Annotated in this window: 21 protein-coding genes; 12 read left to right on the top strand and 9 right to left on the bottom strand. The window is 58.4% G+C overall.

Annotated elements, in window-relative coordinates:
* The first annotated feature begins 37 nt into the window (after positions 1 to 37).
* The 3 genes from dtpD (at position 38) to KO1_RS05505 (ending at position 4,153) form a co-directional block, all read left to right on the top strand.
* Complete coding sequence (gene dtpD, locus KO1_RS05495; protein WP_004099848.1) at positions 38 to 1,513, top strand: dipeptide permease DtpD; 1,476 nt, start codon at positions 38 to 40, stop codon at positions 1,511 to 1,513.
* A 374-nt stretch (positions 1,514 to 1,887) separates the two neighbouring features.
* Entirely contained in the window at positions 1,888 to 3,405 is a 1,518-nt protein-coding gene (gene lysS / locus KO1_RS05500) for a lysine--tRNA ligase (RefSeq protein ID WP_016808758.1), read from the top strand.
* A 334-nt stretch (positions 3,406 to 3,739) separates the two neighbouring features.
* Positions 3,740 to 4,153, top strand: coding sequence for a hypothetical protein (locus KO1_RS05505; protein WP_016808759.1), 414 nt, complete (start codon positions 3,740 to 3,742; stop codon positions 4,151 to 4,153).
* Positions 4,154 to 4,440: 287 nt separating this feature from the next.
* On the opposite strand, the gene KO1_RS05510 is transcribed toward KO1_RS05505, so the two are convergent.
* Positions 4,441 to 5,313, bottom strand: coding sequence for an extended-spectrum class A beta-lactamase OXY-2-2 (locus KO1_RS05510; protein ID WP_023329386.1), 873 nt, complete (start codon positions 5,311 to 5,313; stop codon positions 4,441 to 4,443).
* Positions 5,314 to 5,474: 161 nt separating this feature from the next.
* Between KO1_RS05510 and KO1_RS05515 the strand changes: the two genes are divergently transcribed.
* Positions 5,475 to 6,506: a Gfo/Idh/MocA family protein gene (locus tag KO1_RS05515; protein WP_004111092.1), complete on the top strand. Its 1,032-nt coding sequence runs from the start codon at positions 5,475 to 5,477 to the stop codon at positions 6,504 to 6,506.
* Positions 6,507 to 6,549: 43 nt separating this feature from the next.
* Here the strand turns inward: KO1_RS05515 and KO1_RS05520 are convergent, their stop codons facing one another.
* A complete protein-coding gene (locus KO1_RS05520) occupies positions 6,550 to 7,557 on the bottom strand; it encodes a Gfo/Idh/MocA family oxidoreductase (RefSeq protein WP_024273868.1) in 1,008 nt (335 codons plus the stop codon).
* A 103-nt stretch (positions 7,558 to 7,660) separates the two neighbouring features.
* Between KO1_RS05520 and KO1_RS05525 the strand changes: the two genes are divergently transcribed.
* The 4 genes from KO1_RS05525 to KO1_RS05540 all read left to right on the top strand — a co-directional run bounded on the left by KO1_RS05525 (position 7,661) and on the right by KO1_RS05540 (position 12,604).
* The gene (locus KO1_RS05525; protein ID WP_004099857.1) at positions 7,661 to 8,680 is read left to right on the top strand and encodes a LacI family DNA-binding transcriptional regulator; all 1,020 of its coding nucleotides are present in this window, start codon (positions 7,661 to 7,663) and stop codon (positions 8,678 to 8,680) included.
* Positions 8,681 to 9,129: 449 nt separating this feature from the next.
* A complete protein-coding gene (locus tag KO1_RS05530; protein ID WP_004099858.1) occupies positions 9,130 to 10,053 on the top strand; it encodes a sugar ABC transporter substrate-binding protein in 924 nt (307 codons plus the stop codon).
* A gap of 24 nt (positions 10,054 to 10,077) precedes the next feature.
* Positions 10,078 to 11,562 (top strand): sugar ABC transporter ATP-binding protein, encoded by a 1,485-nt coding sequence (locus KO1_RS05535; protein WP_024273869.1) that lies wholly within the window; start codon positions 10,078 to 10,080, stop codon positions 11,560 to 11,562.
* A gap of 19 nt (positions 11,563 to 11,581) precedes the next feature.
* Positions 11,582 to 12,604 (top strand): ABC transporter permease, encoded by a 1,023-nt coding sequence (locus tag KO1_RS05540; protein ID WP_174545005.1) that lies wholly within the window; start codon positions 11,582 to 11,584, stop codon positions 12,602 to 12,604.
* A gap of 45 nt (positions 12,605 to 12,649) precedes the next feature.
* Here KO1_RS05540 and KO1_RS05545 read toward each other — a convergent pair whose 3' ends face one another.
* From KO1_RS05545 to KO1_RS05575, 7 genes are read right to left on the bottom strand one after another with little or no spacing between them, the layout of a single operon-like run.
* A complete protein-coding gene (locus tag KO1_RS05545) occupies positions 12,650 to 13,894 on the bottom strand; it encodes a Zn-dependent hydrolase (RefSeq protein WP_004111098.1) in 1,245 nt (414 codons plus the stop codon).
* Positions 13,891 to 14,373 (bottom strand): L-2-amino-thiazoline-4-carboxylic acid hydrolase, encoded by a 483-nt coding sequence (locus KO1_RS05550; RefSeq protein ID WP_004099867.1) that lies wholly within the window; start codon positions 14,371 to 14,373, stop codon positions 13,891 to 13,893. Before KO1_RS05550 ends, KO1_RS05545 begins: the two co-directional genes overlap by 4 nt.
* 17 nt (positions 14,374 to 14,390) lie before the next feature.
* Entirely contained in the window at positions 14,391 to 15,548 is a 1,158-nt protein-coding gene (locus KO1_RS05555) for a branched-chain amino acid ABC transporter substrate-binding protein (RefSeq protein WP_024273871.1), read from the bottom strand.
* A gap of 27 nt (positions 15,549 to 15,575) precedes the next feature.
* A complete protein-coding gene (locus tag KO1_RS05560; RefSeq protein ID WP_024273872.1) occupies positions 15,576 to 16,295 on the bottom strand; it encodes an ABC transporter ATP-binding protein in 720 nt (239 codons plus the stop codon).
* The gene (locus tag KO1_RS05565; RefSeq protein ID WP_016809094.1) at positions 16,288 to 17,055 is read right to left on the bottom strand and encodes an ABC transporter ATP-binding protein; all 768 of its coding nucleotides are present in this window, start codon (positions 17,053 to 17,055) and stop codon (positions 16,288 to 16,290) included. Before KO1_RS05565 ends, KO1_RS05560 begins: the two co-directional genes overlap by 8 nt.
* Positions 17,052 to 18,158 (bottom strand): branched-chain amino acid ABC transporter permease, encoded by a 1,107-nt coding sequence (locus tag KO1_RS05570; protein ID WP_004111103.1) that lies wholly within the window; start codon positions 18,156 to 18,158, stop codon positions 17,052 to 17,054. The genes KO1_RS05565 and KO1_RS05570 overlap by 4 nt, the downstream gene beginning before the upstream one ends.
* 10 nt (positions 18,159 to 18,168) lie before the next feature.
* Positions 18,169 to 19,119, bottom strand: coding sequence for a branched-chain amino acid ABC transporter permease (locus KO1_RS05575; RefSeq protein ID WP_016809096.1), 951 nt, complete (start codon positions 19,117 to 19,119; stop codon positions 18,169 to 18,171).
* 171 nt (positions 19,120 to 19,290) lie between these two features.
* Here KO1_RS05575 and KO1_RS05580 point away from each other — a divergent pair, with 171 nt between their 5' ends.
* The 4 genes from KO1_RS05580 to licT all read left to right on the top strand — a co-directional run bounded on the left by KO1_RS05580 (position 19,291) and on the right by licT (position 24,569).
* The gene (locus KO1_RS05580) at positions 19,291 to 20,220 is read left to right on the top strand and encodes a LysR substrate-binding domain-containing protein (protein ID WP_004111106.1); all 930 of its coding nucleotides are present in this window, start codon (positions 19,291 to 19,293) and stop codon (positions 20,218 to 20,220) included.
* Positions 20,221 to 20,431: 211 nt separating this feature from the next.
* Positions 20,432 to 22,312 (top strand): beta-glucoside-specific PTS transporter subunit IIABC, encoded by a 1,881-nt coding sequence (locus KO1_RS05585; protein WP_024273873.1) that lies wholly within the window; start codon positions 20,432 to 20,434, stop codon positions 22,310 to 22,312.
* Positions 22,309 to 23,733 (top strand): glycoside hydrolase family 1 protein, encoded by a 1,425-nt coding sequence (locus KO1_RS05590; protein WP_024273874.1) that lies wholly within the window; start codon positions 22,309 to 22,311, stop codon positions 23,731 to 23,733. The genes KO1_RS05585 and KO1_RS05590 overlap by 4 nt, the downstream gene beginning before the upstream one ends.
* A complete protein-coding gene (gene licT / locus KO1_RS05595; RefSeq protein WP_023320493.1) occupies positions 23,730 to 24,569 on the top strand; it encodes a BglG family transcription antiterminator LicT in 840 nt (279 codons plus the stop codon). The genes KO1_RS05590 and licT overlap by 4 nt, the downstream gene beginning before the upstream one ends.
* Positions 24,570 to 24,656: the final 87 nt, after the last annotated feature.

The following is a 24,656-nucleotide window of genomic DNA, read 5'->3' on the forward strand; positions in this document are numbered from 1 at the left end:
TTGCCACTTCCCTTTTTTCACGCTGCAAGGAGAACATATGAAAACACCCTCACAGCCGCGCGCGATTTATTACATCGTTGCGATCCAAATCTGGGAATATTTCAGCTTTTACGGCATGCGTGCCTTGCTTATCCTCTATCTCACCCATCAGCTCGGCTTTGATGACAGCCATGCCATCAGCCTGTTCAGCGCTTACGCCTCTCTGGTGTACGTCACTCCTATTCTCGGCGGCTGGCTTGCCGACCGCCTGCTCGGCAACCGCACGGCGGTGATTGCCGGCGCGCTGTTAATGACGCTTGGCCACGTGGTGCTGGGCGTCGAATCCACTTCCACCTGGAGCCTGTATCTCGCGCTGGCGATCATTATCTGCGGCTACGGCTTGTTCAAATCCAACATCAGCTGCCTGCTGGGCGAACTCTATGCCGTTGACGATCGGCGCCGCGATGGCGGTTTCTCGCTGCTGTACGCCGCCGGTAACGTCGGCTCCATCGCCGCGCCCATCGCCTGCGGGCTGGCGGCGCAGTGGTACGGTTGGCATATCGGCTTTGCGCTGGCGGGGATCGGCATGTTTGTCGGCCTGATGATCTTCCTCAGCGGTAGCCGCTACTTCCGTGATACCCGCGGCGTCGATAAACAGGCGCTGCGGACGGTGAAGTTTGTGCTGCCGACCTGGGGCTGGCTGGTGGTGATGCTCTGCGTTGCGCCGGTGTTCTTTACGCTGTTGCTGGAAAATAACTGGTCCGGCTACCTGCTGGCGATAGTTTGCGTGTTCGCCGCCCAGATGGTAGCCCGCATTATGGTCAAATCCCCGGAACATCGCCGCGCGCTGTGGCAGATCGTTCTGCTGATGCTGGCCGGTACCCTGTTCTGGGTTCTGGCGCAGCAGGGCGGGAGCTCGATTAGCCTGTTCATCGACCACTTTGTGAACCGCCGCTTGCTGAATATTGAAGTGCCGACCGCGCTCTTCCAGTCGGTTAACGCCGTGGCGGTGATGGCGGCGGGCGTCGTACTGGCGTGGTTGATGCGTCCGGAAGGTTCCGTGCGCTCGGCGCTGCGCGTATGGCTGAAGTTCGCCTTTGGCCTGGTGCTGATGGGCTGCGGCTTTATGCTGCTGGCGCTTAACGCACGCCACGGCGCGGCGCAAGGGCAGGCATCGATGGGCATGATGGTGGCCGGACTGGCGCTGATGGGCTTTGCCGAACTGTTTATTGACCCGGTGGCGATGGCGCAGATCACCCGCCTCAATATGCCCGGCGTTACCGGCATGCTGACCGGCATTTATATGCTGGCGACCGGCGCGGTCGCTAACTGGCTGGCGGGCGTCGTCGCCCAGCAGACCACCGAGTCGCAAATCAGCGATACGGCAATTGCCGCGTATCAGCACTTCTTTGCGCAGATGGGCGAATGGACGCTGGGCTGCGTGGCGATCATTGTCGTCGTCGCCTTCGCCGCCGCGTTCAGCGTTGGCAAACGCCGCGCGGCCGCCGGTGAGCTTCCCGGAGGCGGCGCCTAGCCTTCGGCTGGCGACAGATGCGGCTTTGCGGGAAATCTCCCCCCGGTCGCGCTGCGCTTACCGGGGCGACAAAATTGTGCTGCCTGGTAGCCCGGCTAAGGCGTTTACGCCGCGAGCCGGGGATCGGCAATCTCAACAGCGGAGCGACAAGCCGCTCCTTGCACCCTTTACTGAACAGGAGGAGGATATTCTGGCGAGCGCGGAAGCCGAAGATAAAAAAGTGTTACTGAAGCGATGGCTGAGTGAAATCAGCCGGAATTGAAGCCAGGCTCCTGAAGATTGTTCTTTGGTGTCGTCACCGGGACAGGCCGCGCTGGATAGCACCTGGTTCAATTATCGAAGCAAGTTTGCAAGCAGGGTTATGAGGAACCAACATGTCTGAACAACAAGCACAAGGTGCCGATGAGGCAATTGACCTTAATAATGAACTGAAAACCCGTCGTGAAAAACTGGCCGCGCTGCGCGAGCAGGGCGTGGCGTTCCCGAACGATTTTCGCCGTGACCACACTTCTGACCAGCTTCATGCGGAGTTCGATGGTAAGGAAAACGACGAGCTCACCTCTCTGAACGTCGAGGTCTCCGTGGCTGGCCGCATGATGACTCGCCGTATAATGGGTAAAGCCTCTTTCGTTACTTTACAGGACGTCGGCGGCCGCATTCAGCTGTACGTCGCGCGCGACGATCTGGCGGAAGGCGTCTACAACGAACAGTTTAAGAAATGGGATCTCGGCGACATCATCGCCGCCCGCGGTAAGCTGTTTAAAACCCAGACCGGCGAACTCTCCATTCACTGTACCGAGCTGCGCCTGCTGACCAAGGCATTGCGCCCGCTGCCGGACAAGTTTCACGGCCTGCAGGATCAGGAAGCGCGCTATCGTCAGCGCTATCTGGATCTGATTTCCAACGAAGAGTCGCGCCACACCTTCAAGGTGCGTTCGCAGATCCTCGCCGCCATGCGTCAGTTCATGGTTGCGCGCGGCTTTATGGAAGTGGAAACCCCGATGATGCAGGTGATCCCCGGCGGCGCTTCCGCGCGTCCGTTTATCACCCATCATAATGCGCTCGATCTGGATATGTATCTGCGCATCGCGCCGGAGCTGTATCTGAAACGGCTGGTGGTCGGCGGCTTTGAACGGGTATTCGAGATCAACCGTAACTTCCGTAACGAAGGTATTTCCGTACGTCATAACCCAGAGTTCACCATGATGGAACTCTATATGGCCTATGCGGATTATAAAGATCTGATCGAACTGACCGAGTCTCTGTTCCGCACGCTGGCGCAGACCGTGCTGGGTAAAACCGAAGTGCCGTACGGCGACCAGGTGTTCGACTTCGGCAAACCGTTTGAAAAACTGACCATGCGCGAAGCGATCAAGAAATACCGTCCGGAAACCGAGATGGCGGATCTGGATAACTTCGATGCGGCAAAAGCGCTGGCGGAATCCATCGGTATTCACGTTGAGAAGAGCTGGGGACTGGGGCGTATCGTCACCGAAATTTTCGATGAAGTCGCGGAAGCGCATCTGATCCAGCCGACCTTTATCACCGAGTATCCGGCGGAGGTTTCGCCGCTGGCGCGCCGTAACGACGTGAACCCGGAAATCACCGACCGCTTCGAGTTCTTTATCGGCGGGCGTGAAATCGGCAACGGCTTTAGCGAGCTTAACGATGCGGAAGACCAGGCGCAGCGTTTCCAGGATCAGGTCAACGCCAAAGCGGCGGGGGATGACGAAGCGATGTTCTATGACGAAGACTACGTCACCGCGCTGGAATATGGCCTGCCGCCGACCGCTGGCCTGGGCATTGGTATCGACCGCATGGTAATGCTGTTTACCAACAGCCATACCATCCGCGACGTGATCCTGTTCCCGGCAATGCGCCCGCAGAAGTGATTGCGTGGCGTGAAAGCAAAACCCCGGCCTGCCGGGGTTTTTTAGCACTTGCAAAGCGACTTTCATCCTGCACTCGCATTTCATCAAGAGCTAACCCGCTGCCTTACAGCAGGTTATAAGGAAGCAGGATTGCGATTAGGAAAAATATCGCAGCGATCTCCGAGGCTGTATTACGTACGAAATTTCCCCCTTTTCTGATGAACAGGCATAGCGATTTTTTAAAATACCGCTCCGGATTTTAAACCTTAAATACGGGACTCTATTTAGAAGTAGCTTACTCCATGCATCTTATATGCTATAACAGCGCGCATAAAAAACATAAGGTGTTAATTAAATGAAAAAAATAAAGCTAATTGTTGGCAGCGTGATCTGTGCAAGTTATTTATTAGCGTCAGTGTTATCAATGGCAAGTGATAAAATAAACAGTAATGCCGTCCATTTTGATAAAGGCAGCAGCGGTACGATAATAAAAAGTACCGTGACCGGGAACGATGTCAATGATTTTACGCTGATGGCGAAAGCGGGCCAGATGATGCATATCAGCATGACGAGCCCGTGGCCGCATCCTTATTTTAATGTTATCGCGCCTGATAATAATTCCATTTATAACGGTTCAATGAGCGGAGATACCTTTGAGCAGCGTCTGGCCGTCAGCGGTCAATATACGGTGCGGGTCTATCAGATGGGCGGCGCGCGTGATGAAGGTAAAACCAGCGGTTATGCGCTGACGTTTAAAATCACCGACTAATATTTGGCGGCTGTCTGTTCAGGCTGTCCCGGAGGCGGCGCGTTAAGCGCCGCCCACGGGAGCAGAGTGCGGAGTGGCTGAATTTCCCGGAGGCGATGCTGCGCATCTGTCCGGGCTACCCAACGGCAGACGTCGGTGAATCATGGTGGTTACCGGCCCGCAGACGGCGGTGAATTATGGGGGCTCCCGGTCCGCAGACGGCAATGAACCCGTAGCCCGGCAAGGCGCGTTGAGCGCCGCCCCCGGGAGCAGAGTACAGAGTGTTGCAGAACGGGCCTGTTCCCGGCTTAAAGCCCTTCGGTCACGATTTTTGCCGCTGCGGCTAACACCTCTTTGCGGTTTTTCGCATCCTGCTGCGGCTGGGTAAAGTAGGTGACTAATATCAGCGGAGCGTGATCTTCCGGCCAGATAACCGCAATATCATTGGTGGTGCCGTAATCTCCGGCGCCGGTTTTATCGCCGACCACCCAGCTTTCAGGCAGGCCCGCGCGAATGCTTTGCCCGCCGGTGGTATTGCCTTTCAGCCAGGTGACTAACTGGGCGCGTTGCTGTTCGCCCAGCGCATCGCCAAGCGTCAGCTTGCGCAGGCTTTCAGCCATCGCCAGCGGCGTGCTGGTATCACGCTCATCGCCCGGGATGGCGGTATTCAGCGTGGGCTCCGTACGATCGAGACGAAAGGTGGCATCGCCGATACTGCGGGCGAAGGCGGTGACTTTTTCCGGCCCGCCAAGGTAGCCGATGATCAGATTCATCGCCGTATTGTCGCTATATTGCAGCGTCGCCGCGCTTAGCTCAGCCAGCGTCATTCCGCTCTGGAGATGTTTTTCGGTAATCGGACTCCAGACCACCAAATCGGCTGCGTTAATCTCCAGCCTTTTATTTACCACCTCTTTATTGCTTTCGCTCTGTTTTAATACCGCGGCGGCGGCCATCACTTTACTGGTGCTGCACATGGCAAAACGCTCGTCGCCGCGATATAAGATTTGAGAATTATCTGCCGTGTTGATTAGCGCCACGCCCAACCTGCCGCCTGAACGCTTCTCGAGATCTGTCAGCTTCTGATGGATAGCATCGGTACTGGCCCACAGTGCGCCGCTCGCCAGCAGCAGCGGAACGGCGGCGGCTAGCATTGCAATTTTACGCCACGAACTTTTTATCATTTCTGATTCCTTGAGAGTGATAAGTCGCAGCGGACTATCTGCGACTCCCGCTATTTTGACAAGCAATTTATTGATGATGGAATTCCATCATCAATTCGATATTTGTCCTTCCAGCGCCTGCTTATAGTGTCTCGCCAGACCCATAAAAATAAGGAGCCGCTATGTTCCCGTCACAGTTACCGAAACCGCGCCATCCTGCCGCTGCGGCGATCCCCTCGCTGCGCTGGGCCATTATTGGCCCCGGCTGGATTGCCGAGCGCTTTGTGAAATCGTTAAAAGAGCTCAGCCGCCAGCGGGTGGTTGCCGTCTCCTCGCGGACGCAACAAAAGGCCGATAGCTTTGCCGCCCGCTGGGGGATTCCGCAGGCTTACGCTCAGGTGGACGAGATGCTGGCGCGACCGGATATTGATGCGGTTTACGTTGCCACCCCGCATAACCACCACTTCCCGGACGGGCTGCGGGTTCTGCAGGCGGGCAAACATGTACTGATTGAAAAGCCGTTTGCGCTGAACCGGCGGGAAGGCGCGGCGCTAAAAGCAGAAGCCCTGAAACAGGGGAAGCTGGCGATGGAGGCGATGTGGTGCGATTACGCGCCGAAATATGACGTGATTCGCCAGCTGCTGGATGACGGCGCGCTGGGCGATCTGCATACGCTGCTCGCCGATCACGGTGAATATTTTACTCCGGATCATCGCATTTTTAATGCCGATCTTGCCGGTGGACCGATGATGGATCTCGGCAGCTATCTGACCTCATTCAGCGTGATGGTCGGCGGCGTGCCGCAGGACATTGTCGCCCGCGGGCGCCCCGCCCAAAGGGGCATCAATGGGCAAATTTCGATGCTGTTTAACTGGGAAAACGGCTTACAGGGATTGCTCAACACCACGCTATTCAGCAATACGCCGGGCGGCGCGGTGGTGGCCGGGCGCGACGCGACCCTGGTCCTTGACGGGCAATTCTATGCGCCGGGGAATTTTACCCTCGCCGCCAGCCAGGGGGGACAGGTACTGCGCTGGGAAGAGCCGCGCAACCGCTACGACCAGCTGTTTTATCAGGCCGAACATTTTGCCTGGTGCGTGGGGCAAGGGCTCACGGATTCGCCGATTCGCCCGCTGACCAGAGTTCTGGAAAACCTGAGCGTCATGGATGAAGTGCGGCGGCAGATTGGCGTAATATTTAACGAGGAGCGTTAACGGCGCGCCGTTGCCCCGTATGCCGACCGCATACGGGGCTTTTTTACGCCAGCGGTTCGACGCTGACAAATTGCCCTTGCTGCAGGGAAAGCACGGCGGCTTCGGCGATAGCCTGCGCCCGCAGCCCGTCCAGCAGCCCCGGCAGGTCCGGCTCCTCTTCTCCGCCTGACGAGCGGACAAAAGCATCCAGATGCGCGTAGTACGACTCCTCGACGCGGCTGAACCAGTCCGGATAGAGGCCGGGCTGAATGCAGCGCGCTCCCTGCCACAGCGTCACGCCGCGCGAGGCCTGACTGCCGGACTCCAGTACGCCCTCCGGGCCGAGCAGGCTGATGCGTTCATCGTAGCCGTGGCCGGTGCGCCGGGTGTTGTCCAGCTGCGCCAGCGCGCCGCCGCGCATCCGCAGCATGAGAATGGAGGTATCGACATCGCCGATCCCGGCGAGCTCCGGCAGCGCCAGCGCCTCTCCCATGGCGGCAACCGTTGTCACTTCATCGCCGGTAAGAAAACGCAGCAGATCGAAAAAGTGGATTGCCTGGTCGCGCATCTGGCCGCCGGAGCTGCGCAGATACGCCAGCGGCGGCATAACCGATGCCCGGCACACCATCTGCACCAGTTCAATTTTACCGATAACGCCAGCCTCGACCTGGCGACGCAGCTGCTGGTGGCTGGCGTCAAAGCGGCGGTTAAAGCCCACGGTCACCGGCACGCCGAGCGGCAAAACCCTGTCGACAACCTGGCGCGCACGGGCCAGCGAAAGGTCGATCGGTTTTTCGCAGTAAACGGCCTTCCCGGCGCGCGCTGCGGCCTCCAGCAGTTCCGCATGTGAAGGGGTCGAGCTGGCGATGAGCACCGCATCAATGGCATCGCTACTGATGGCCTCGGCGACGGTGGTTGCCCGCGCGCCGTAGCGGGAGGCCAGCGTTTTCGCCCGCTCGGGCTTGGCGTCTGCCACCATGGCCAGAACGGTTCGCTCATGGCGAGCGAGGTTGGCGGCGTGAACCTGGCCTATAAAACCGCTGCCTAATAACGCAAAACGAATGCAGGTCATTTTGTTCTCCAGAAAGAGGGATTTAGCGTTGCCAAATTAATCTGTTTGCTACACTGACCAACACGGGCGTTTTGATGGATTTCCATCATGGGTGAGGGGAACGATGAAAAGCATTTCACTGGCGGCGCTGGCTAAACGGATCGGCGTGGGCGTGGCGACGGTTGACCGGGTGCTTAACGAACGCGGCGGCGTGTCGCCGGAAACCACGCGCCGGGTGCTGCAGGCGGCGCGTGAAGCCGGTTTAAAGCGTATTTTGCCGGAAGAACGTCGTCTGCCGTGGCAAATCGAAGTGTTCCTGAGCGCTAACGACTCGCGCTTTTTCTCTCGCCTGACGCAGGATTTCGCCGACGTGGCGGATAGCCTTGGCTATCGCCGACTGACGCTGCACCGCACGCTGGTGGCGGAATCCTCCCCGGAAAAACTGGCGAAAAGCCTTCTTCGCAGCAGTAAAAAGCGCCATGCGATAATTGTCTTCGGCAACGAACATCCGCTGGTCTATGAAGCCCTGCGCCAGTGTCGCGAAGCAAACGTACCGGTAATTACGCTGGTCACCGACCTGCCCGGCGCGCAGAGGCTTTGCCATGTGGGAATCGATCAGCAGCAGGCGGGACGTACCGCGGGCATGATGATGGGGCTGATGGCCCATCAGCCCGGGGAAGTGTTGATGCTCTGCGGTCGTCAGGATTTCAGCGCCCACCGCTCCCGGATTCAGGGATTTCGCGAGGTGATAAGCCAGCGCTTTCCGCATCTGCAGCTTGGTGAGGTGCTGGCGGGTGAGGATAACCGGCAGCGGATCGACCGTTTGCTGGAAGAAGCCCTGAACCGTAACCGCGACGCGGTGGGCATCTACAATACCGGTCTGGGCAATAGTCTGGTGGCGCAGGCGCTGGCCCGCCATCGCCGTTATGGTAAGTGCTGTTGGATTACTCATGAACGCTATAGCACCACCCGCGAACAGCTGGCGCAGGGTGGGATGGCGTTGACGGTCGATCAAAATCCTCATCAGCATGCCAGGCTGGCGGTGGAGCTGGCCCTGCGCCACCTGGAAACCGGCTATCAGCCCCATCTCTTTCGTGACGGCAAGGTCGAGTTTATCCTCTATAGCGCTGAAAACGTCGACTGAGCGCCCGCGGCCTGCCGGGCTACATCCCTTTTTACACCGTATCTCCTGTCCCGTTTTAAACCGCTGCCGCTATCGCCGCGCCGGGCGGCAAACCGTCGCCTGCCTCTCATTTTTTGCGCATTTATGCGTCAATGTTAGATGTGTGTCAAAGTTCTGTTAACACGCAGTTTTAAAATTTTCATTTCGGTTATTTACTTATAAACGTTTCATATGTGTTGTTAATGAAATAAACGGTCTGTAATTTTCACCTCGTGATAAATGGACTGATGTTTCAGAAAATCATTTTAAAACAACTGAATTTTGTGATGGCGGTCGGCATTAAAAAATGACGTAGCGCGAAGCCTGTTTTTCCGAAACGCTGAAAAAGCAGGCGCTTAATGCACAATTAATGAAACTAATTTTTCATTTTACCTTACCTAACCGATGTACCTGTGAATAAAGGATCAACTATGAATATCAAGAAAACGGTTGTTGCCTCTTTGATAGCCTGCATGCTGCCAGCGGTCGTGATGGCGAAAGATATTTCGGTCGGTGTTTCTATGGCGCTTTTTGATGACAACTTCCTGACCATTCTGCGCACCGCCATGCAAAAAGAGATGCAAAAAGAGGGCGTGAAGTCCCAGATGGAAGATGCGAAGGGCGACGTCTCGCAGCAGCTACAGCAGGTGCAGAATTTTATTGGCCAGGGCGTCGACGCCATTATCGTTAACCCGGTCGATACCAACGCGGTCAAACCGATTATGGACCAGGCGACCAAAGCGGGCATTCCGCTGATCTTCGTTAACCGTCGTCCGCAGGCGCAGCTGACCGATAAAATGGCCTACGTCGGCTCCGACTCCGTGCTGGCGGGGCGCTTACAGATGGAAGCGCTAGCCAAAGCGATGAACGGCAAGGGCAACGTCGCCATTCTGCTCGGCGACCTGGCGAATGAATCGACCCGCGACCGGACCAAAGGGGTCGAAGAGGTGGTGGCGAAATACCCCGATATCAAAATCGTGCAGAAGCAGACCGCCAAATTTATGCGTAACGACGCCGTTGACGTAGTCAGCAACTGGATGACCAGCGGCGAAGACATTCAGGCGATCGCCTCCAATAACGATGAAATGGCCATCGGCGCGCTGCAGGCGCTGGGGAAAAACCCCAACCATATCCTGATTGCCGGGGTGGACGGAACGCCAGATGCCCTGCAAATGCTTAAAAACGGCAAGATGATCGCCACGATTTTCCAGGATGCCAAAGGGCAGGGCGAAGGCGCGGTAGATGCCGCTATTAAGCTGGCCAATGGCGAAAAAGTGGAAAAGGTCATCGACGTCCCTTACCAGCTGATCACCAAAGACAACATGGCTGAATTCATCAATCGCAACCAGAAATAGTCATTCAGGGTACGGAGGTGAAGTATGAACGCTTTTGCACTTGAAGCCGAAGGGATCAGCAAATTCTTCCCCGGCGTGAAGGCGCTCGACAACGTCTCATTACGCGTGCGCCCGGGGACGGTGCACGCGCTGATGGGCGAAAACGGCGCCGGGAAATCCACGCTGATGAAATGCCTGATCGGGATCTACCGTCCCGATAAGGGCGCGATCCGCGTCAAAGGGGAGCCGGTCCAGTTTCAGGATACGATGGACGCGCTGCGCTCCGGGATTTCGATGATCCATCAGGAGCTTAATCTGGTACCGCATATGACGGTGGCGGAAAATATCTGGCTCGGTCGCGAGCCGATGAAATACGGTTTCGTCGATCATCGCCAGCTTGCCCGGCAGACTCAGGAACTACTGAATAAACTGAATATTCGTTTATCCGCCGATCGCCTGGTAGGGGAATTAAGCATCGCCGCCCAGCAGATGGTGGAGATTGCCAAAGCGGTTTCGTGGAATGCGGATATTGTGATTATGGACGAACCGACCTCGGCATTAACCGAGAGCGAAGTGGCGCATCTGTTTACCATTATTCGCGATTTACGCCAGCAGGGAAAAGCCATTATTTATATTAGCCATAAGATGGATGAAATTTTCACCATTACCGATGAGATCAGCGTATTTCGCGACGGCTCCTGGGTAGGAAGTCAACCTACCACCGAGTTTACCCGCCAGTCGCTGATTACCCGGATGGTCGGGCGGGAGCTTACCCAGCTCTTTCCCAAATTCAATAATACCATTGGCGAAGAGGTGCTGACCGTGCGCAACCTGTCGCGCAAGGGGGTCTTTCACGATATCAACTTTAGCGTGCGCCGCGGGGAGATCCTCGGCGTGGCGGGGCTGGTGGGGGCCGGGCGCAGCGAAGTGATGGAAAGCCTGTTCGGCATGGAGAAAGCCGATAGCGGCGAAGTGCTGATTGACAGTGTGCCGGTCACTATTGATTCGCCTTCGACGGCAATTGAAAAAGGGATGGCGCTGCTGACAGAAGACCGCAAAAAGTCCGGCCTGTTCCTCGTACTGTCGGTGCTGGAGAATATGAGTATCGTCAAAATGCCGGAATATATCGGTAAAACCGGTTTTGTTCAGCACCTCAAAATGGCCGAGGACTGTATGGAGCAGATCCGCCGCCTGAATATTAAAACTCCCACCATGGATCAGATTATTAATAACCTTAGCGGCGGCAATCAGCAGAAGGTGCTTATTGCCCGCTGGCTGCTGGCTCAGCCGAAAATACTCATTCTCGATGAGCCGACCCGCGGAATTGACGTCGGGGCGAAAGCGGAAATATATCATCTGATTAGCGAACTGGCCAACCGCGGCGTGGCGGTCATTATGGTTTCTTCTGAATTACCTGAAATTCTCGGGATGAGCGACCGGGTGATGGTGATGCATGAAGGTCGGATTACCGGCATCCTCGATAAAGAGGACGCCGATCAGGAAACCATTTTGTCGTTGGCATCCCATTGAGGCACAGAGAATGAGCAATATGAAAATAACGGCGACCCCGATCGATGAGAAACCCTCTTTCTTTGGGCAATTACGCCACCGGCTGCCGAAAGATACCGGCATATTTATCGTCATGCTGGTGATTGCCCTGACTTTTGAAATTGCTGGCTGGTACGTCCGCGACCAGTCCTTTTTATTAAACACCAATCGCCTGATATTAATTGTTTTACAGGTAGCGATTATCGGTATTATCGCAGTCGGGGTTACTCAGGTCATTATTACCACCGGGATTGACCTCTCCTCCGGTTCGGTGATCGCGCTCGCCGCCGTGGTGGCGGCGAGCCTCGCGCAAACCTCCGACAGCCTGTCGCCGATGTTCCCGTCGCTGGTCAATATGCCGGCGATAATCCCGATTGGCGCCGGCATCGGCGTCGGTCTTCTGTGCGGCTTAACCAACGGTTTTCTGGTGACCCGCACCGGCATCCCGCCGTTTATTGCCACCCTGGGGATGATGGTGTCGGCGCGCGGTCTGGCGCAGTATTACACTCAGGGCAACCCGATTAGCTTCTTATCCGACAGCTTCACCGCCATCGGTCAGAGCGCGATGCCGGTGATTATTTTCTTCGTCGTTGCCGCGGTCTTCCACATCGCCCTGAAGCATACCCGCTACGGTAAATACGTTTATGCTATCGGCGGCAATATGACCTCGGCGAAGGTCTCCGGTATCAACGTGAATAAATACCTGGTGATCGTCTATACCATCGCCGGGGCGCTCTCCGGCCTTGCAGGCGTAGTGCTGGCGGCGCGCGTCAGCAGCGGCCAGTCGAGCATGGGAATGTCCTACGAGCTGGATGCGATCGCCGCGGCGGTTATCGGCGGCAGCAGCCTGATGGGCGGGGTAGGGCGCATCACCGGCACTTTAATCGGCGCCATGATCCTCGGCCTGATTAAGAGCGGGTTTACCTTTGTCGGCGTTGACGCCTACGTGCAGGATATTATCAAAGGCATCATTATCGTCGCGGCGGTGACTATCGATATGCGCCGCAACCGCAAAAAGCATTGATCGGCAATAGCCCACGGCCCTGGCTGGCGTGGGCTGTATCGCGTTTTACGTCGCGCTGCGAGCGGGCAGCTCATCGGCGGCAAGGCGTAAACTGTTGAGCAGCACGTTAGCCCCTTTCTCGGCCCACGCGGGCAGAATATTTTCCGCCTCGTTATGGCTAATTCCCTTCTCGCAGGGAATGAAAATCATGCTGGCGGGCGCGACCTTGCTGATATAGCAGGTATCGTGACCGGCGCCGGAGACCATGGTTCGCGCGCTATAGCCCAGTTCGTCCGCCGCTCGCTGGCTGCGCGCCAGACACTCGCGATCAAAAGCAATGGGCGCATAATCAAAAATGCGCTCGACGTTTGCCGCCACGCCGCGCGCCGCCAGCGCTTCAGCGGCACGATGCAGCGCCCGTTCCATGGCTTCCAGCGCCGGGGATTGCGGATGACGAAATTCGACGCTGCACGCCACGCCTCCCGGTACTACGTTGCGCGATCCCGGAATGACCTGCGCCATCCCGATAGTCGCGCGCCCGTCTGGATTATGGGCGATGCCGATTTGCTCCACCGCCAGCGCCAGCTCGGCGAAGGCGGTCAGCGCGTCGCGGCGGCTGCCCATCGGCGTGGTTCCGGCGTGGGCGGAAAAGCCCTCCAGGGTGACGTTGAACCAGCGCTGGCCCATTGCCGCGTGAACGAGGCCGATATCAACGCCTTCTTCTTCCAGAATCGGCCCCTGTTCGATATGCACTTCGTAGCAGGCGTGGAGCGGGCAGGCGGCGGCAGGACGCTCCCCACGATAGCCGATAGCCTCCAGCGCCTCGCCGACGCTGATGCCGTCGCGATCTTCGCGGGCGAGCGCGAAGGACTCGCTAAACTGCCCGGCCCAGACGCCGGACGCCAGCATCGCCGGGGCAAAGCGCGCCCCTTCTTCGTTGGTCCAGTTCACCAGCACGATATCGCGTTCGGTCGCAATGCCGCGGTCGTTCAGCGTGCGCAGCGCCTCCAGCCCGGCGAGGACGCCGTAAATGCCGTCATAGCGGCCGCCGAGCGGTTGGGAATCGACGTGCGAACCGGTCAACACCGGGGGCAGATGCGAATGTTTACCGCAGCGGCGAATAAACATATTCCCCATACTGTCGACTTCGCAGGGGAAGCCAGCTTCACGCGCCCACTGGCGCAGCAGATTGCGCGCCTGGCGGTCCTCTTCGCTAAGCGCCAGTCGGGTCACGCCGCCCGCCGGCGTGGCGCCGAGCTGCGCCATCTCGTTGAGCGTCGACCACAGACGTGCGCCGTTGACGGTTATCATGGCTTATCCTTTTTCACGCGATAGCGGAAGTCGCAGCACTTTCCGCCCTGCATAATGGTGGTGGTACGGGTCAGCTCCACATCCGGGGCATAGCCGACGATAAACTTATCGTCGCGGGCGCAGGAGAGCAGATGGCCAATTTCGCCGAGGCCCATTTCGTGGTACATCTCGGCGTAGCGGCAGCGGTTCACGTTGTAGTTATACTGCTGGTCGTCGGCGTCCAGTACCTTGACCTCCAGGGCGTTATCTTTTTCCCACAGGTACTGCAGCGCGACAAAGCTGCGAATATCCGCGCCGTTCGGCTCCTGGCGGGCAAAGGCTTTCCCCGCCTCAATCGCAGCGTTTTCAATCGCTTCGCCGATGACCGCCTGGGCGCGAGCCTTACCTATCTCCCGCACCAGGATGTCGTAAATCGGCTTGATTATTTCTGCTTCAATTTTGCGGCGGGCGAGAATGCCCAGCTCGTTATTATCACTCATCACATTGCCTCACTGCGTTACTTCGTTGTTGCGCCGCCGAGTACGGTTTGCGGCTGCCATTTGCCGTCGACGACTTTATAAACGGTAAAGGTTGGCGATTTCAGGTTGCCCTCTTTATCAAAGGCGATTTGTCCGGTCACGCCGGCGTAGTTAATGGCGCGCAGGGCGGGCAGATAGTCGGCGGGATCGACGGAGTCGGCTTTTTCCATCGCCGCGACCAGCACGCGGGTAGCGTCATAGGCGAACGGCGCGTGCAGTTCGATATGGGTGTGATAGCGCGACTGGTAGGCCTGCTCGAAGGCTTTACCGCCCGGCATCTGCTCAACCGGCAGTCCCGGCTCCAGCGCCACCACGCCGTCGCCCTCTTTTTGCGCCAACTGGAGGAAGGTCTGGCTAACGAAGCCGCCTGCGCCCATCAGGGTGGCATTCATGCCCAGCTGTTTGATGCGGCGCGCCAGCGGGGCGGCCTGACTATCGACGCCGCCAAAGAAAATCAGATCGGCGTTTTTGCTGCGGATGGCGGTCAGGACGGCGCTGAAATCGACGGTTTTGTCATCGACATACTGACGGTCAACGATTTTGATACCCTGCGCTTCCAGCGACTTAATAAACTCATCCGCCAGCCCCTGGCCGAAGGCGGTACGGTCATCAATAACCGCAATGCGTTTGGCCTTCAGGGTTTGTACCGCGTACTGTCCGGCAAACTGTCCGCCGTCATCGTCGTGGCCCATCACGCGGAAGCTGGTGTCGAAACCCTGTTTGGTGTAGGCGTGCCCGGTGGCGACCGGCGCGACCTGGGCGATGCCCGCATCGTGGTAAACCCGCGCAGCGGGAATGCTGGTGCCGGTGTTCCAGTGGCCGACGACGCCCGCGACGCCGCTATCCACCAGACGCTGGGCGACGGCGACGGCGGTGCGTGGGTCGGACTGATCGTCTTCCGATTGCAGCTTGAAGGTCACCGCCTTGCCGCCGATGGTCGGGTGCTGCTTGTTGATATCGTCAATCGCCAGCTGCGCGCCGTTTTCCAGATCCTTGCCGATACGCGCGGAAGGGCCGGTGAGCGGGCCTGCCAGGCCGATAATGACGGTTTCGCTGGCCGCGGACCACGCGGCGGATGAGGCAAAACCACTGAGCAGAATAGCGGCGCTGAGCGCGCTGATTTTTACGGTTTTCATTGTTTTTCCCTGATGCTGGTTGGTGTGTTAAACGGGCATTTCGCCCAAATAAATCTGTGCTATACGATCGTCGGCCAGCAGCGTCTGCGACGGACCGCGCTCGACGATGCTGCCGCTATCCATTACCCAGGCGCTGTCGGTCGCCTCCAGCGCCAGGCGTGCGTTCTGCTCGATCAGCAGCAGCGCGACGCCGCGCTGGCGCAGGGTGGCGATAACGCGAAAAATGTTCTCGACCATCAGCGGCGCCAGGCCCATTGACGGCTCGTCGAGGATCAGCAGGCGCGGCTGGCTGAGCAGGGCGCGGTTGAGCGCCAGCAGCTGCTGTTCACCGCCGGAGAGCAGCCCCGCCAGCTGATGCTGGCGTTCGGCGAGGCGCGGGAAATTAGCGAAGATGGCGCCCATCTCCTGCTTTACCGCCGCCGCGTCGCGTCGGAGCCAGGCGCCCATTTGCAGGTTTTCCAGCACCGTCATGCGCGCAAAGATGCCGCGTCCTTCCGGCACCATCACGAGTCCTTCGCGCAGCAGGGATTCGGCCCGGCGTTTGCGTATCGGTTTGCCGTTAAACAGAATTTCGCCGCTAAAGGGTTCCAGCCCGGTAATGGCGCGGACGGTGGAGCTTTTGCCCGCGCCGTTGGCGCCGATAAGCGTGGTCTGCTCGCCCTCTTTCACGCTGAATGAGACGTCGCGCACCGCCTGGATGCCGCCGTAGTGGACGCTAAGCTGGTTAACGGTTAATAAATCAGACATGGGCGCTGCCTCCCAGCCAGGCGGCGATCACCGCCGGATCGCGGCGTACGCTATCCGGCGTGCCGCTGGTTAACGTTTTGCCGTAATCCAGCACCATCAGGCGATCGCAGATCCCCATCACCAGCTTGACGTCATGCTCAATCATCAGCAGCGTTTTGCCGTCGTCGCGAATACGCAGCAGCAGTTCGCCAAGGGCCATCTTCTCGGCGGCGTTCATCCCGGCCGCTGGTTCATCCAGCGCTAACAGTCGCGGATCGGTCGCCAGCGCGCGGGCAATCTCCAGCCGCCGCTGGTGGCCGTAGGCGAGGTCGCAGGCGCGGTAGTGGGCGAACTGCGCGATACCGGTATAATCCAGCAGGTGCCAGGCCAGCTCGCGGGTTTGCGCTTCCTCAGCGCGGGCGCGTTTATGGCGGGAGAGCGCGGCCCACAGGCCATTACGGGTGCGCACGTGGCGGCCCACCATTACGTTCTCCAGCACCGACATGTCGTTAAACAGCCGCACGTTCTGAAAAGTGCGGGCGATCCCTGCGGCGGTCACTTTCTCAATATTCTTCGGAAAATAGGCTTCGCCGCCGATAGCGAACTCGCCGCTGTCCGCCGGGTAAAGCCCGGTAATCAGATTAAAACAGGTGGTTTTTCCCGCGCCGTTGGGGCCAATCAGGCCGTAGATTTCGCCCTCGTTGATGCTCAGCGATACGTTGTCGACCGCCGTCAGACCGCCAAAACGCTTGGTCATATGGCGTACGCTTAACAGGCTCATGCTTTTGCTCCTTGATGTCGCGCGGGCCAGATGCCCTGCGGGCGCAGCAGCATGACCAGCACCAGCGCCAGACCGTAGAACAGCTGGCGCAATACTTCCGGGTCAATCAGCACTTCGCCAAACAGCGCCTGCTGTACCGGCGCCGCCTGGCTGCGCAGCAGTTCCGGCAGCGCGGTCAGCAGCACCGCGCCGAGGATCACGCCGGGGATGTGCCCCATCCCGCCCAGCACCACCATCGCCAGGACCGCAATCGACTCCTGCAGGGTAAAGGATTCCGGCGAAACAAAGCCCTGAAATGCGCCGAACAGCGCGCCCGCCACGCCGCCGAATGAGGCGCCGATAGCGAAAGCCAGCAGTTTGTAATTACGCAGGTTGATGCCCATCGCGCGGGCGACGTCTTCGTCCTCGCGGATCGCGTGCCAGGCCCGACCAATGCGTGAATGCTGTAGCCGCAGGCAGACGAAAATAATCGCCACGATCGCCAGCATCAGCAGGTAGTACCACAGCCACAGCGCCGGGACTTTAAAACCAAACCAGTGATAGACGCCGCTAAACTTGAGGCCGAACAGATTCAGCGAATCGACCCCGGAAATGCCTTTTGCGCCGTTGGTGATGTTGACCGGACGGTCGAGGTTGCGCATCAGGATGCGAATAATTTCACCGAACCCGAGGGTGACGATGGCCAGATAGTCGCCGCGCAGCTTGAGCGTCGGCGCGCCCAGCACGATACCGCAGCCTGCCGCCACCAGCGCGGCGAGCGGAATAATCACCAGCCAGGAGGTGTGCAGGCCGTCCGGAAACCAGCTATTTAAAATCGGGAAGACGTCCAGCAGATGCGGCGAGGCCAGCAGCGCCGCCAGATACGCGCCGACGGCGTAAAAGGCGATAAAGCCCATATCCAGCAGGCCGGTGTAGCCGACCACAATATTCAGCCCCAGCGCCAGCATAACGTAGAGCAGGGCGAAGTCGATGACTCGCACCCAGTAGTTGCCGCCGAGCTGGCTGGCGACCATCGGCGCCACCAGCAGCGCGCAGACCAACAGGGTCATCCCGGACCAGAAGCGGCGGGAGACGACAGGCGTATCGAGTTGTGCCGTTGTCATGATTTTTCTCCTAAGCCCGGTGCGCGACGCGTTCGCCGAGCAAACCGGCCGGGCGGAAGACCAGCACCAGGATCAGCACCATAAAGGCGAAGATATCCTGGTAGTTGCTGCCGAAGACGCCGTGGGTCAGGTCCCCGAGATAGCCTGCGCCAAGAGATTCGATAAGGCCCAGCAGCAGGCCGCCGATCATCGCGCCGCGAATATTACCGATGCCGCCGAGCACCGCGGCGGTAAAGGCTTTAATGCCGGGCAGAAAGCCCATGGAGAAGCTGGCATTGCCGTAGTTGCTGGCCATCATGACGCCAGCGAGCGCGGCGAATATGCCGCCGATGGCGAAAGTGAGGGCGATAATTGCGTTAGGGTTTACGCCCATTAGCGTGGCGATGCGCGGATTTTCCGCTACCGCGCGCATACCGCGACCTAAACGGGTGTACTCCACCAGCAGCCACAGGCCAAGCATCACCGCGAAGGCCAGCGCGACGGTGACGATTCCGGTGACGGTAACGAGAGCCGGCGGATGCGCTGCGCTGCCGTGGGTCACGGCGATGGCATCCATTGACAGGATCTGCGGGAACATCAGCGGATTACGCGACCAGACGATCATTGCCACGGTTTGCAGCAGTACCGAGACACCGATCCCGGAGATCAGCGGCGCCAGGCGCGGGGCGTTGCGCAGGCGGCGGTAGGCAAAGCGTTCGACCGCCATCGCCAGCAGGGCGCAGACCGCCATGGCCAGCACCAGCGCCAGCCCCAGCTGCGCCAGCGGCGGCAAAGTGGGGAAATGGGCGTTCAGCGCGTGCATCCCGGAAAGCGTGGTCAACGCGCCGACCATCAGAATATCGCCGTGGGCAAAGTTAATAATGCGCAGGATGCCGTACACCATGGTGTAGCCGAGCGCGATCAGGGCGTAGATGCTGCCGAGCATGACCCCGTTGATGATTTGTTGTATGAGTGTGTCCAACTGATTGTTCCGACAAGATGCTCAAATAATAGCTACCATCCAACAAATGAATTAAATTGTAAAATACGCATATATTCTTTCTTATTATAAATGTGTGGTTAACTATCTTTATGATTTTAAATATAATTCAATAATGCATCGGATAGCGAAATGCGCTAAGAAAATCAACATATGAAAAAAACAGAACAATCAGAGGGGCCGGTTAGCTGGTCGGAGAGTACGTTGGCCAACGATCCCCCGCTGCGGGCGGTGCGCGCCTTCGAGGCGATCGCACGCCTCGGCAGCGTAACCCTGGCGGCGCAGGAGCTGGCGATATCGCCCTCGGCGGTCAGCCATCAGCTCAAAGTGCTGGAAGGCTATTTGCAGATCCCGCTCACCGCACGTCAGGGGCGACGGCTGACCCTCAGCCAGCAGGGGCGGGAGTATTACCGCTCGATCCGCGCGGCGTTTAACGTGCTGCGTCAGGCCACTGAGCACCTGGTCGATCAGGTGCAAACCCAGCAGGTGACGATCAGCCTGATCCCGCTGTTTGGCATGGGCTGGTTTATTCCCCGGCTGCCGTCATTCGTGCACGCGAATCCGCATACCGAAATCAACGTGGTTTACGCCAACCACCGCAACTATCTTAGCGACGCTTCCGATATGTCGATCCGCTTTGGCAACGGTCACTGGGTTGGCTATCAAAGCGAAAAGCTGATCTCCGGCAGAATGGTTCCGGTATGCAGTCAGGCTTTTCTCCGCCTCCATGGGCATATTGATACCCCGGAACAGCTGTTACAAATGCCGCTGCTGCATGATGAGGAGCGCACCACGTGGAACCAGTGGTTTGTGCAGCAGGGAGTGAAGCGCCCGCCGCGATCGACCGGGCCGATGTTTGAGGATGGTCTGCTAACCCTGGCGGGCGTACAGGCCGGGTTGGGCTGTGCGCTAATGCGCGAGCCGCTGATCGCTCCCTATCTGAAGAGCGGCGAGCTGGTGAAAATCTTCGATGCGGCAATAGATGATGGCCGGGATTATTATCTCTGCGTGCGCCAGGATAGCGAGATGACCCCCAATGGCAAACTATTACAAAGCTGGCTTCGTCAGCAGGCCTTCGGCTGATATTTACTTAAGAATTTACTTAATCCAGCTCACACTTTTGTCCGGTCATCATTGAATTCATCAAAGGCCGCTTAGATAATCCGCCGAAATAACCCATTTTTATGATGGCGTGCTACTGCGAAAGCAGGCAAGACCAAAATAGAAATGCTCTCCCGCCAAGGGGAGCGTCTCTGTTTTGGTCTTTTTTTTTGCCCCAACACCAGGGAACACTATGAACTATAACGAAACAGCAGACAAAATCCTCCACGCGGTGGGCGGTGCGGAGAACATCCGTATGCTCACCCATTGCGCGACCCGGCTGCGCATGGAGTTCAACGACCGCGCAAAGGTTAACGATGCGCAGATTGGCGCCCTCCCCGGCGTGATCAGCGTAGTGGAGAAGGGCGGCCAGTTCCAGATAGTTATCGGCAATGAGGTGCAGCAGGTTTATCGCCTGCTCAATAAGGCGCTGCCGGAGAAAAAAGGCCCGGCAGGCGGCGATAAAAACGCGAAGCCGGCCGGCATCGTCGCCCGGATTATCAGCGTTATTTCGACCACCTTTACCCCGGTGATCCCGGCGATTACCGGCGCGGGGATGATTAAAGCGCTGCTGGCCATTCTCAAGCTCACCGGGGTGATTAGCGAAACCAGCTCGACGTATCAGCTGCTGAATATTATTGCCGACGCCGCCTTCTTCTTCCTGCCGGTGCTGCTGGCCTACGGCGCATCGCTGAAGTTTGAATGCAACCCGATTCTGGCGATGACCCTCGCGGGCGTGCTGCTGCATCCGGGCATCGGCCAGATGCTGGCGGCCGGTAAAGCGGTGGATTTTGTCGGCATCAACGTCCTGCTTTCCGATTACGCCGGTTCGGTGCTGCCGATTATTCTGACCGTGTGGCTGATGTCGTGGGTGGAGCGCTTCGCCGAAAAAGTGTCGCCATCGATTATCAAGTTTTTCGTTAAGCCGATGCTGATTCTGCTGATTACCGCGCCGCTGGCGCTGGTGGTGGTCGGCCCGGCGGGCATTTTGCTTAACGACCTGGTGGCTGCGGGGGCGGGCGCTATCGACCGCCACGCCAGCTGGTTAATCCCGATGCTGATGGGCACCCTGCAGCCCTTCCTGATCATTACCGGCACCGCCTGGGCGATGACGCCGATCGCCACCGGTCAGCTGAGTAAAAGCGGTTACGAGATGATTAACGGCCCGGGGATGCTGGCCTCAAACGTGGCGATGGGAGCGGCGACGCTGTGCGTGGCGCTGAAAACCAAAAATAGCAACCTGCGCCAGCTGGCCTCCTCGTCGGGATTTACCGCACTGCTGGGGATCACCGAACCGGCGCTGTACGGGGTGCTGCTCAAGTTCCGCCGCGTGCTGATTGCCGCGATGATCGGCGGCGGCTGCGCCGGGGTCTATGCCGGGGTGAGCGGGCTGGTGCGCTACGCGTTTGTCTCGCCAGGCCTCGCGGCGCTGCCGGCGTTTATCGGTGAAAACCCGATGAACATCGTTCATGCGCTGGTGACCTGCGCGATTTCGATCGTGGTGACCTTTACCCTGACCTGGTTTCTCGCCTTCAAAGATGTTCCTGAGGAACAAGAAGCGGTGGACGAGGCGCCGCAGCCTGCGGCGAGCGCTAAAAGCGAGGGGGAGACGGAGGTATTAAGCCCGCTGCGCGGTCAGGTGGTGGCGCTCAGTGAAGTGAATGACGACGTCTTTTCCGGCGGTCTGTTGGGCGAGGGGCTGGCGATTCGTCCCGAAGAGGGAGTACTGCGCGCGCCGTTTAGCGGCACGGTGATGATGTTCCTGCCCTCCTGCCACGCCGTTGGCCTGCAGAGCGACAGCGGGGTTGAGCTGCTGATCCATATCGGTATTGATACCGTTAATCTTAACGGCCAGCACTTTAGCTCATCGCTGAAGGTGGGGGATAGGGTGGAGGCGCGGCAGGTGCTGATCCGCTTTGATATTCCCGCCATCGAACAGGCCGGATACGACCTGATTACGCCAGTCATTGTGGTCAACGGCGATGGGCAGTACGCTCTGCGCTTTACCGACGCCGCCCGGGTGGATTACGGCGAGACGCTGATGGTGCAATCCGTTAAGGAGGCGCAGCCATGATTTATCAACAGCAGGCCCGGTTCCCGGACGGTTTTCTGTGGGGCGCGTCCACCTCAGCCTATCAGGTTGAGGGCGCGTGGAATGAAGACGGTAAAGGACCGTCGGTAGTCGACATGCTTAGCCATCCGCCGGGAACGGCGGACTTCCGCATCGCCAGCGACCACTATCATCGCGTGGAGGAGGACGTCGCGCTGATGGCGCAGATGGGGCTGAAGGCCTACCGTTTTTCGGTGGCCTGGTCGCGGGTGATACCTGACGGCGATGGCCCGGTGAATCAGGATGGGCTGGCCTTTTATCACCGCCTGATCGACGCCCTGACGCGCCACGGGATCACCCCCATCGTGACACTCTACCACTTCGACCTGCCGTGGGCGCTGGAGCTAAAAGGCGGCTGGCTGAACCGCAAAACCGGGGAGGCATTCGTGCGCTATGCCAGGCTGCTGTTCAGCGAATTTGCCGCCAAAGTTCCGCTCTGGCTGACCATCAACGAACAGAACACCATGATTCTGCATCCCGGCGCGATTGGCGTGCCCGCCGATCGTGAACTGCCGGATAAGAAGGCGCTGTACCAGCAGAATCATCATATGATGCTGGCCCAGGCGCAGATCTTCGCCCTGTGCCACCGTGAGTTCCCCGGGCTGCGCATCGGCCCGGCGATAAACACCACGTCGATGTACGCCGAAAGCTGTAAGCCGGAGGACGCCATCGCCGCGCATAACTGGGAGACGCTGCGTTGCTGGAGCTTTCTGGATGTTGCGGTGCATGGGCGCTACAACGCCCTGGCGTGGGCCTATATGCAGGATCGCGGCCTCGCGCCGGAACTGCAGCCGGAGGATGCGCTGATTTTGCAGCAGGGGAGGCCGGACTTTATCGCCATTAATTACTACTCGACCGCCACCATTGCCGCCAGCCGGGGCGACGGCGGGGACGTTGCGCCCCGCGCGGGCGATCAGCAAATTATGCTGGGCGAAGAGGGGGTTTATCGTCCGGCGGAAAATCCATGGGTCGGCAAAACCCCCTACGGCTGGGTGGTCGATCCGGTTGGGCTGCGTCTGACGCTGCGTAAAGTGTGCGAGCGCTATGGTCTGCCGATTCTGATTAGCGAAAACGGGATGGGCGCGCCGGACAAGCTGGAGCCTGACGGGACGGTGAATGACGACTATCGCATCGCTTTCCTCGACGCGCATATCGCACAGATGCGGCTGGCGATTGCCGACGGCGTCGAGCTGATGGGCTACTGTCCGTGGGCGGCGATTGACGTGGTCAGCACCCATCAGGGATACGCCAAGCGCTACGGTTTTATTTATGTCGATCGCGGCGAGGATGACCTGAAGCGCCTGCAAAGGATCCGCAAACGCAGCTTCTGGTGGTATAAGGATGTCATCGCGCAAAACGGCAACCACGACGAGTCGCAGAGATGATTGTTCAGAAGGTGCTCAATAATAGCCTCGTGCTCTCGATGGACGACGATAACAGGGAAGTTATCGTCATGGGGAAAGGCATTGGTTTCAATAGCAGGCCCGGCGATGCAATCGCCCCGGAGAAGATAGAGAAGCTATTCGTAACCCAGGCGCTCGGCGCACGCAGCGGCTATCTTGAGGCGCTCTCCGCCATTCCGGATGAGGTCATTGAGATGGCCGCAATGATTATTTCCCGCGCCAATATGCAGCTCGCCAGCAAAGTCCGCGAGCAGATTTTCTTTACCCTCGCCGACCATCTGACTTTCGCCATCGAGCGCAGCCGCAAAGGGATCGCTATTCAGAACCGCCTGCTGCCGGAAGTCAGGCGCTTTTATCCGCAGCAGTTCCGCGTCGCCAGTGAGGCGGTGACGATTATTCGCCAACAGTACGGGATTGAACTGCCGGAGGAGGAAGCCGGGAATATCGCCTTTCATCTGGTTAACGGCCAGAGCGAGGGCGACGACGTAGCGCAGACCATGCAGTCGGTGAAAATGCTGAAGGATATTTTTAATCTCGTGCAGTACCACTTTAAGCAGCAGATAGACACCGAATCGATAAACTACTCGCGCTTTCTGGTCCATATGCAGTTTTTCCTCCAGCGTTTACAGGAGGGGGAGCTGGACGGCGCGCGGGACAGCTTTCTGCTGGTGCAGGTGATTAAGGCGTATCCGGACGCTTACCGCTGCGCGCTGCTGATCCGCGACTACGTCAAAGCCCAGCTCGATATCACCCTCGGCGGCAACGAGCTGCTGTGGCTCACCGTTCATCTGGTGCGGATCGCGGGGCTGGATGTGTGATTTTGTTCTATTAATGGGGCGTAATAGCCATTTCTGTTTTTTTTATGGGACATGAGCTCTTTGGAATGACTGAGTTGGCTCATTTGT

Origin of the sequence: Klebsiella oxytoca NBRC 105695 (genome assembly GCF_001598695.1) — a bacterium.
Lineage (GTDB): Bacteria > Pseudomonadota > Gammaproteobacteria > Enterobacterales > Enterobacteriaceae > Klebsiella > Klebsiella oxytoca.

What these genes read in the sequence shown, in the direction of transcription:
- dtpD (WP_004099848.1), top strand. Translation starts at nt 38, where the DNA reads ATGAAAACACCCTCACAGCCGCGCGCGATTTATTACATCGTTGCGATC.
- KO1_RS05540 (WP_174545005.1), top strand. Translation starts at nt 11,582, where the DNA reads ATGAAAATAACGGCGACCCCGATCGATGAGAAACCCTCTTTCTTTGGG.
- KO1_RS05550 (WP_004099867.1), bottom strand. Translation starts at nt 14,373, where the DNA reads ATGAGTGATAATAACGAGCTGGGCATTCTCGCCCGCCGCAAAATTGAA.
- KO1_RS05530 (WP_004099858.1), top strand. Translation starts at nt 9,130, where the DNA reads ATGAATATCAAGAAAACGGTTGTTGCCTCTTTGATAGCCTGCATGCTG.
- KO1_RS05520 (WP_024273868.1), bottom strand. Translation starts at nt 7,557, where the DNA reads ATGACCTGCATTCGTTTTGCGTTATTAGGCAGCGGTTTTATAGGCCAG.
- KO1_RS05580 (WP_004111106.1), top strand. Translation starts at nt 19,291, where the DNA reads ATGAAAAAAACAGAACAATCAGAGGGGCCGGTTAGCTGGTCGGAGAGT.
- KO1_RS05585 (WP_024273873.1), top strand. Translation starts at nt 20,432, where the DNA reads ATGAACTATAACGAAACAGCAGACAAAATCCTCCACGCGGTGGGCGGT.
- KO1_RS05570 (WP_004111103.1), bottom strand. Translation starts at nt 18,158, where the DNA reads ATGACAACGGCACAACTCGATACGCCTGTCGTCTCCCGCCGCTTCTGG.
- KO1_RS05525 (WP_004099857.1), top strand. Translation starts at nt 7,661, where the DNA reads ATGAAAAGCATTTCACTGGCGGCGCTGGCTAAACGGATCGGCGTGGGC.
- lysS (WP_016808758.1), top strand. Translation starts at nt 1,888, where the DNA reads ATGTCTGAACAACAAGCACAAGGTGCCGATGAGGCAATTGACCTTAAT.
- KO1_RS05515 (WP_004111092.1), top strand. Translation starts at nt 5,475, where the DNA reads ATGTTCCCGTCACAGTTACCGAAACCGCGCCATCCTGCCGCTGCGGCG.
- KO1_RS05535 (WP_024273869.1), top strand. Translation starts at nt 10,078, where the DNA reads ATGAACGCTTTTGCACTTGAAGCCGAAGGGATCAGCAAATTCTTCCCC.
- KO1_RS05505 (WP_016808759.1), top strand. Translation starts at nt 3,740, where the DNA reads ATGAAAAAAATAAAGCTAATTGTTGGCAGCGTGATCTGTGCAAGTTAT.
- KO1_RS05590 (WP_024273874.1), top strand. Translation starts at nt 22,309, where the DNA reads ATGATTTATCAACAGCAGGCCCGGTTCCCGGACGGTTTTCTGTGGGGC.
- KO1_RS05565 (WP_016809094.1), bottom strand. Translation starts at nt 17,055, where the DNA reads ATGAGCCTGTTAAGCGTACGCCATATGACCAAGCGTTTTGGCGGTCTG.
- KO1_RS05510 (WP_023329386.1), bottom strand. Translation starts at nt 5,313, where the DNA reads ATGATAAAAAGTTCGTGGCGTAAAATTGCAATGCTAGCCGCCGCCGTT.
- KO1_RS05545 (WP_004111098.1), bottom strand. Translation starts at nt 13,894, where the DNA reads ATGATAACCGTCAACGGCGCACGTCTGTGGTCGACGCTCAACGAGATG.
- licT (WP_023320493.1), top strand. Translation starts at nt 23,730, where the DNA reads ATGATTGTTCAGAAGGTGCTCAATAATAGCCTCGTGCTCTCGATGGAC.
- KO1_RS05560 (WP_024273872.1), bottom strand. Translation starts at nt 16,295, where the DNA reads ATGTCTGATTTATTAACCGTTAACCAGCTTAGCGTCCACTACGGCGGC.
- KO1_RS05555 (WP_024273871.1), bottom strand. Translation starts at nt 15,548, where the DNA reads ATGAAAACCGTAAAAATCAGCGCGCTCAGCGCCGCTATTCTGCTCAGT.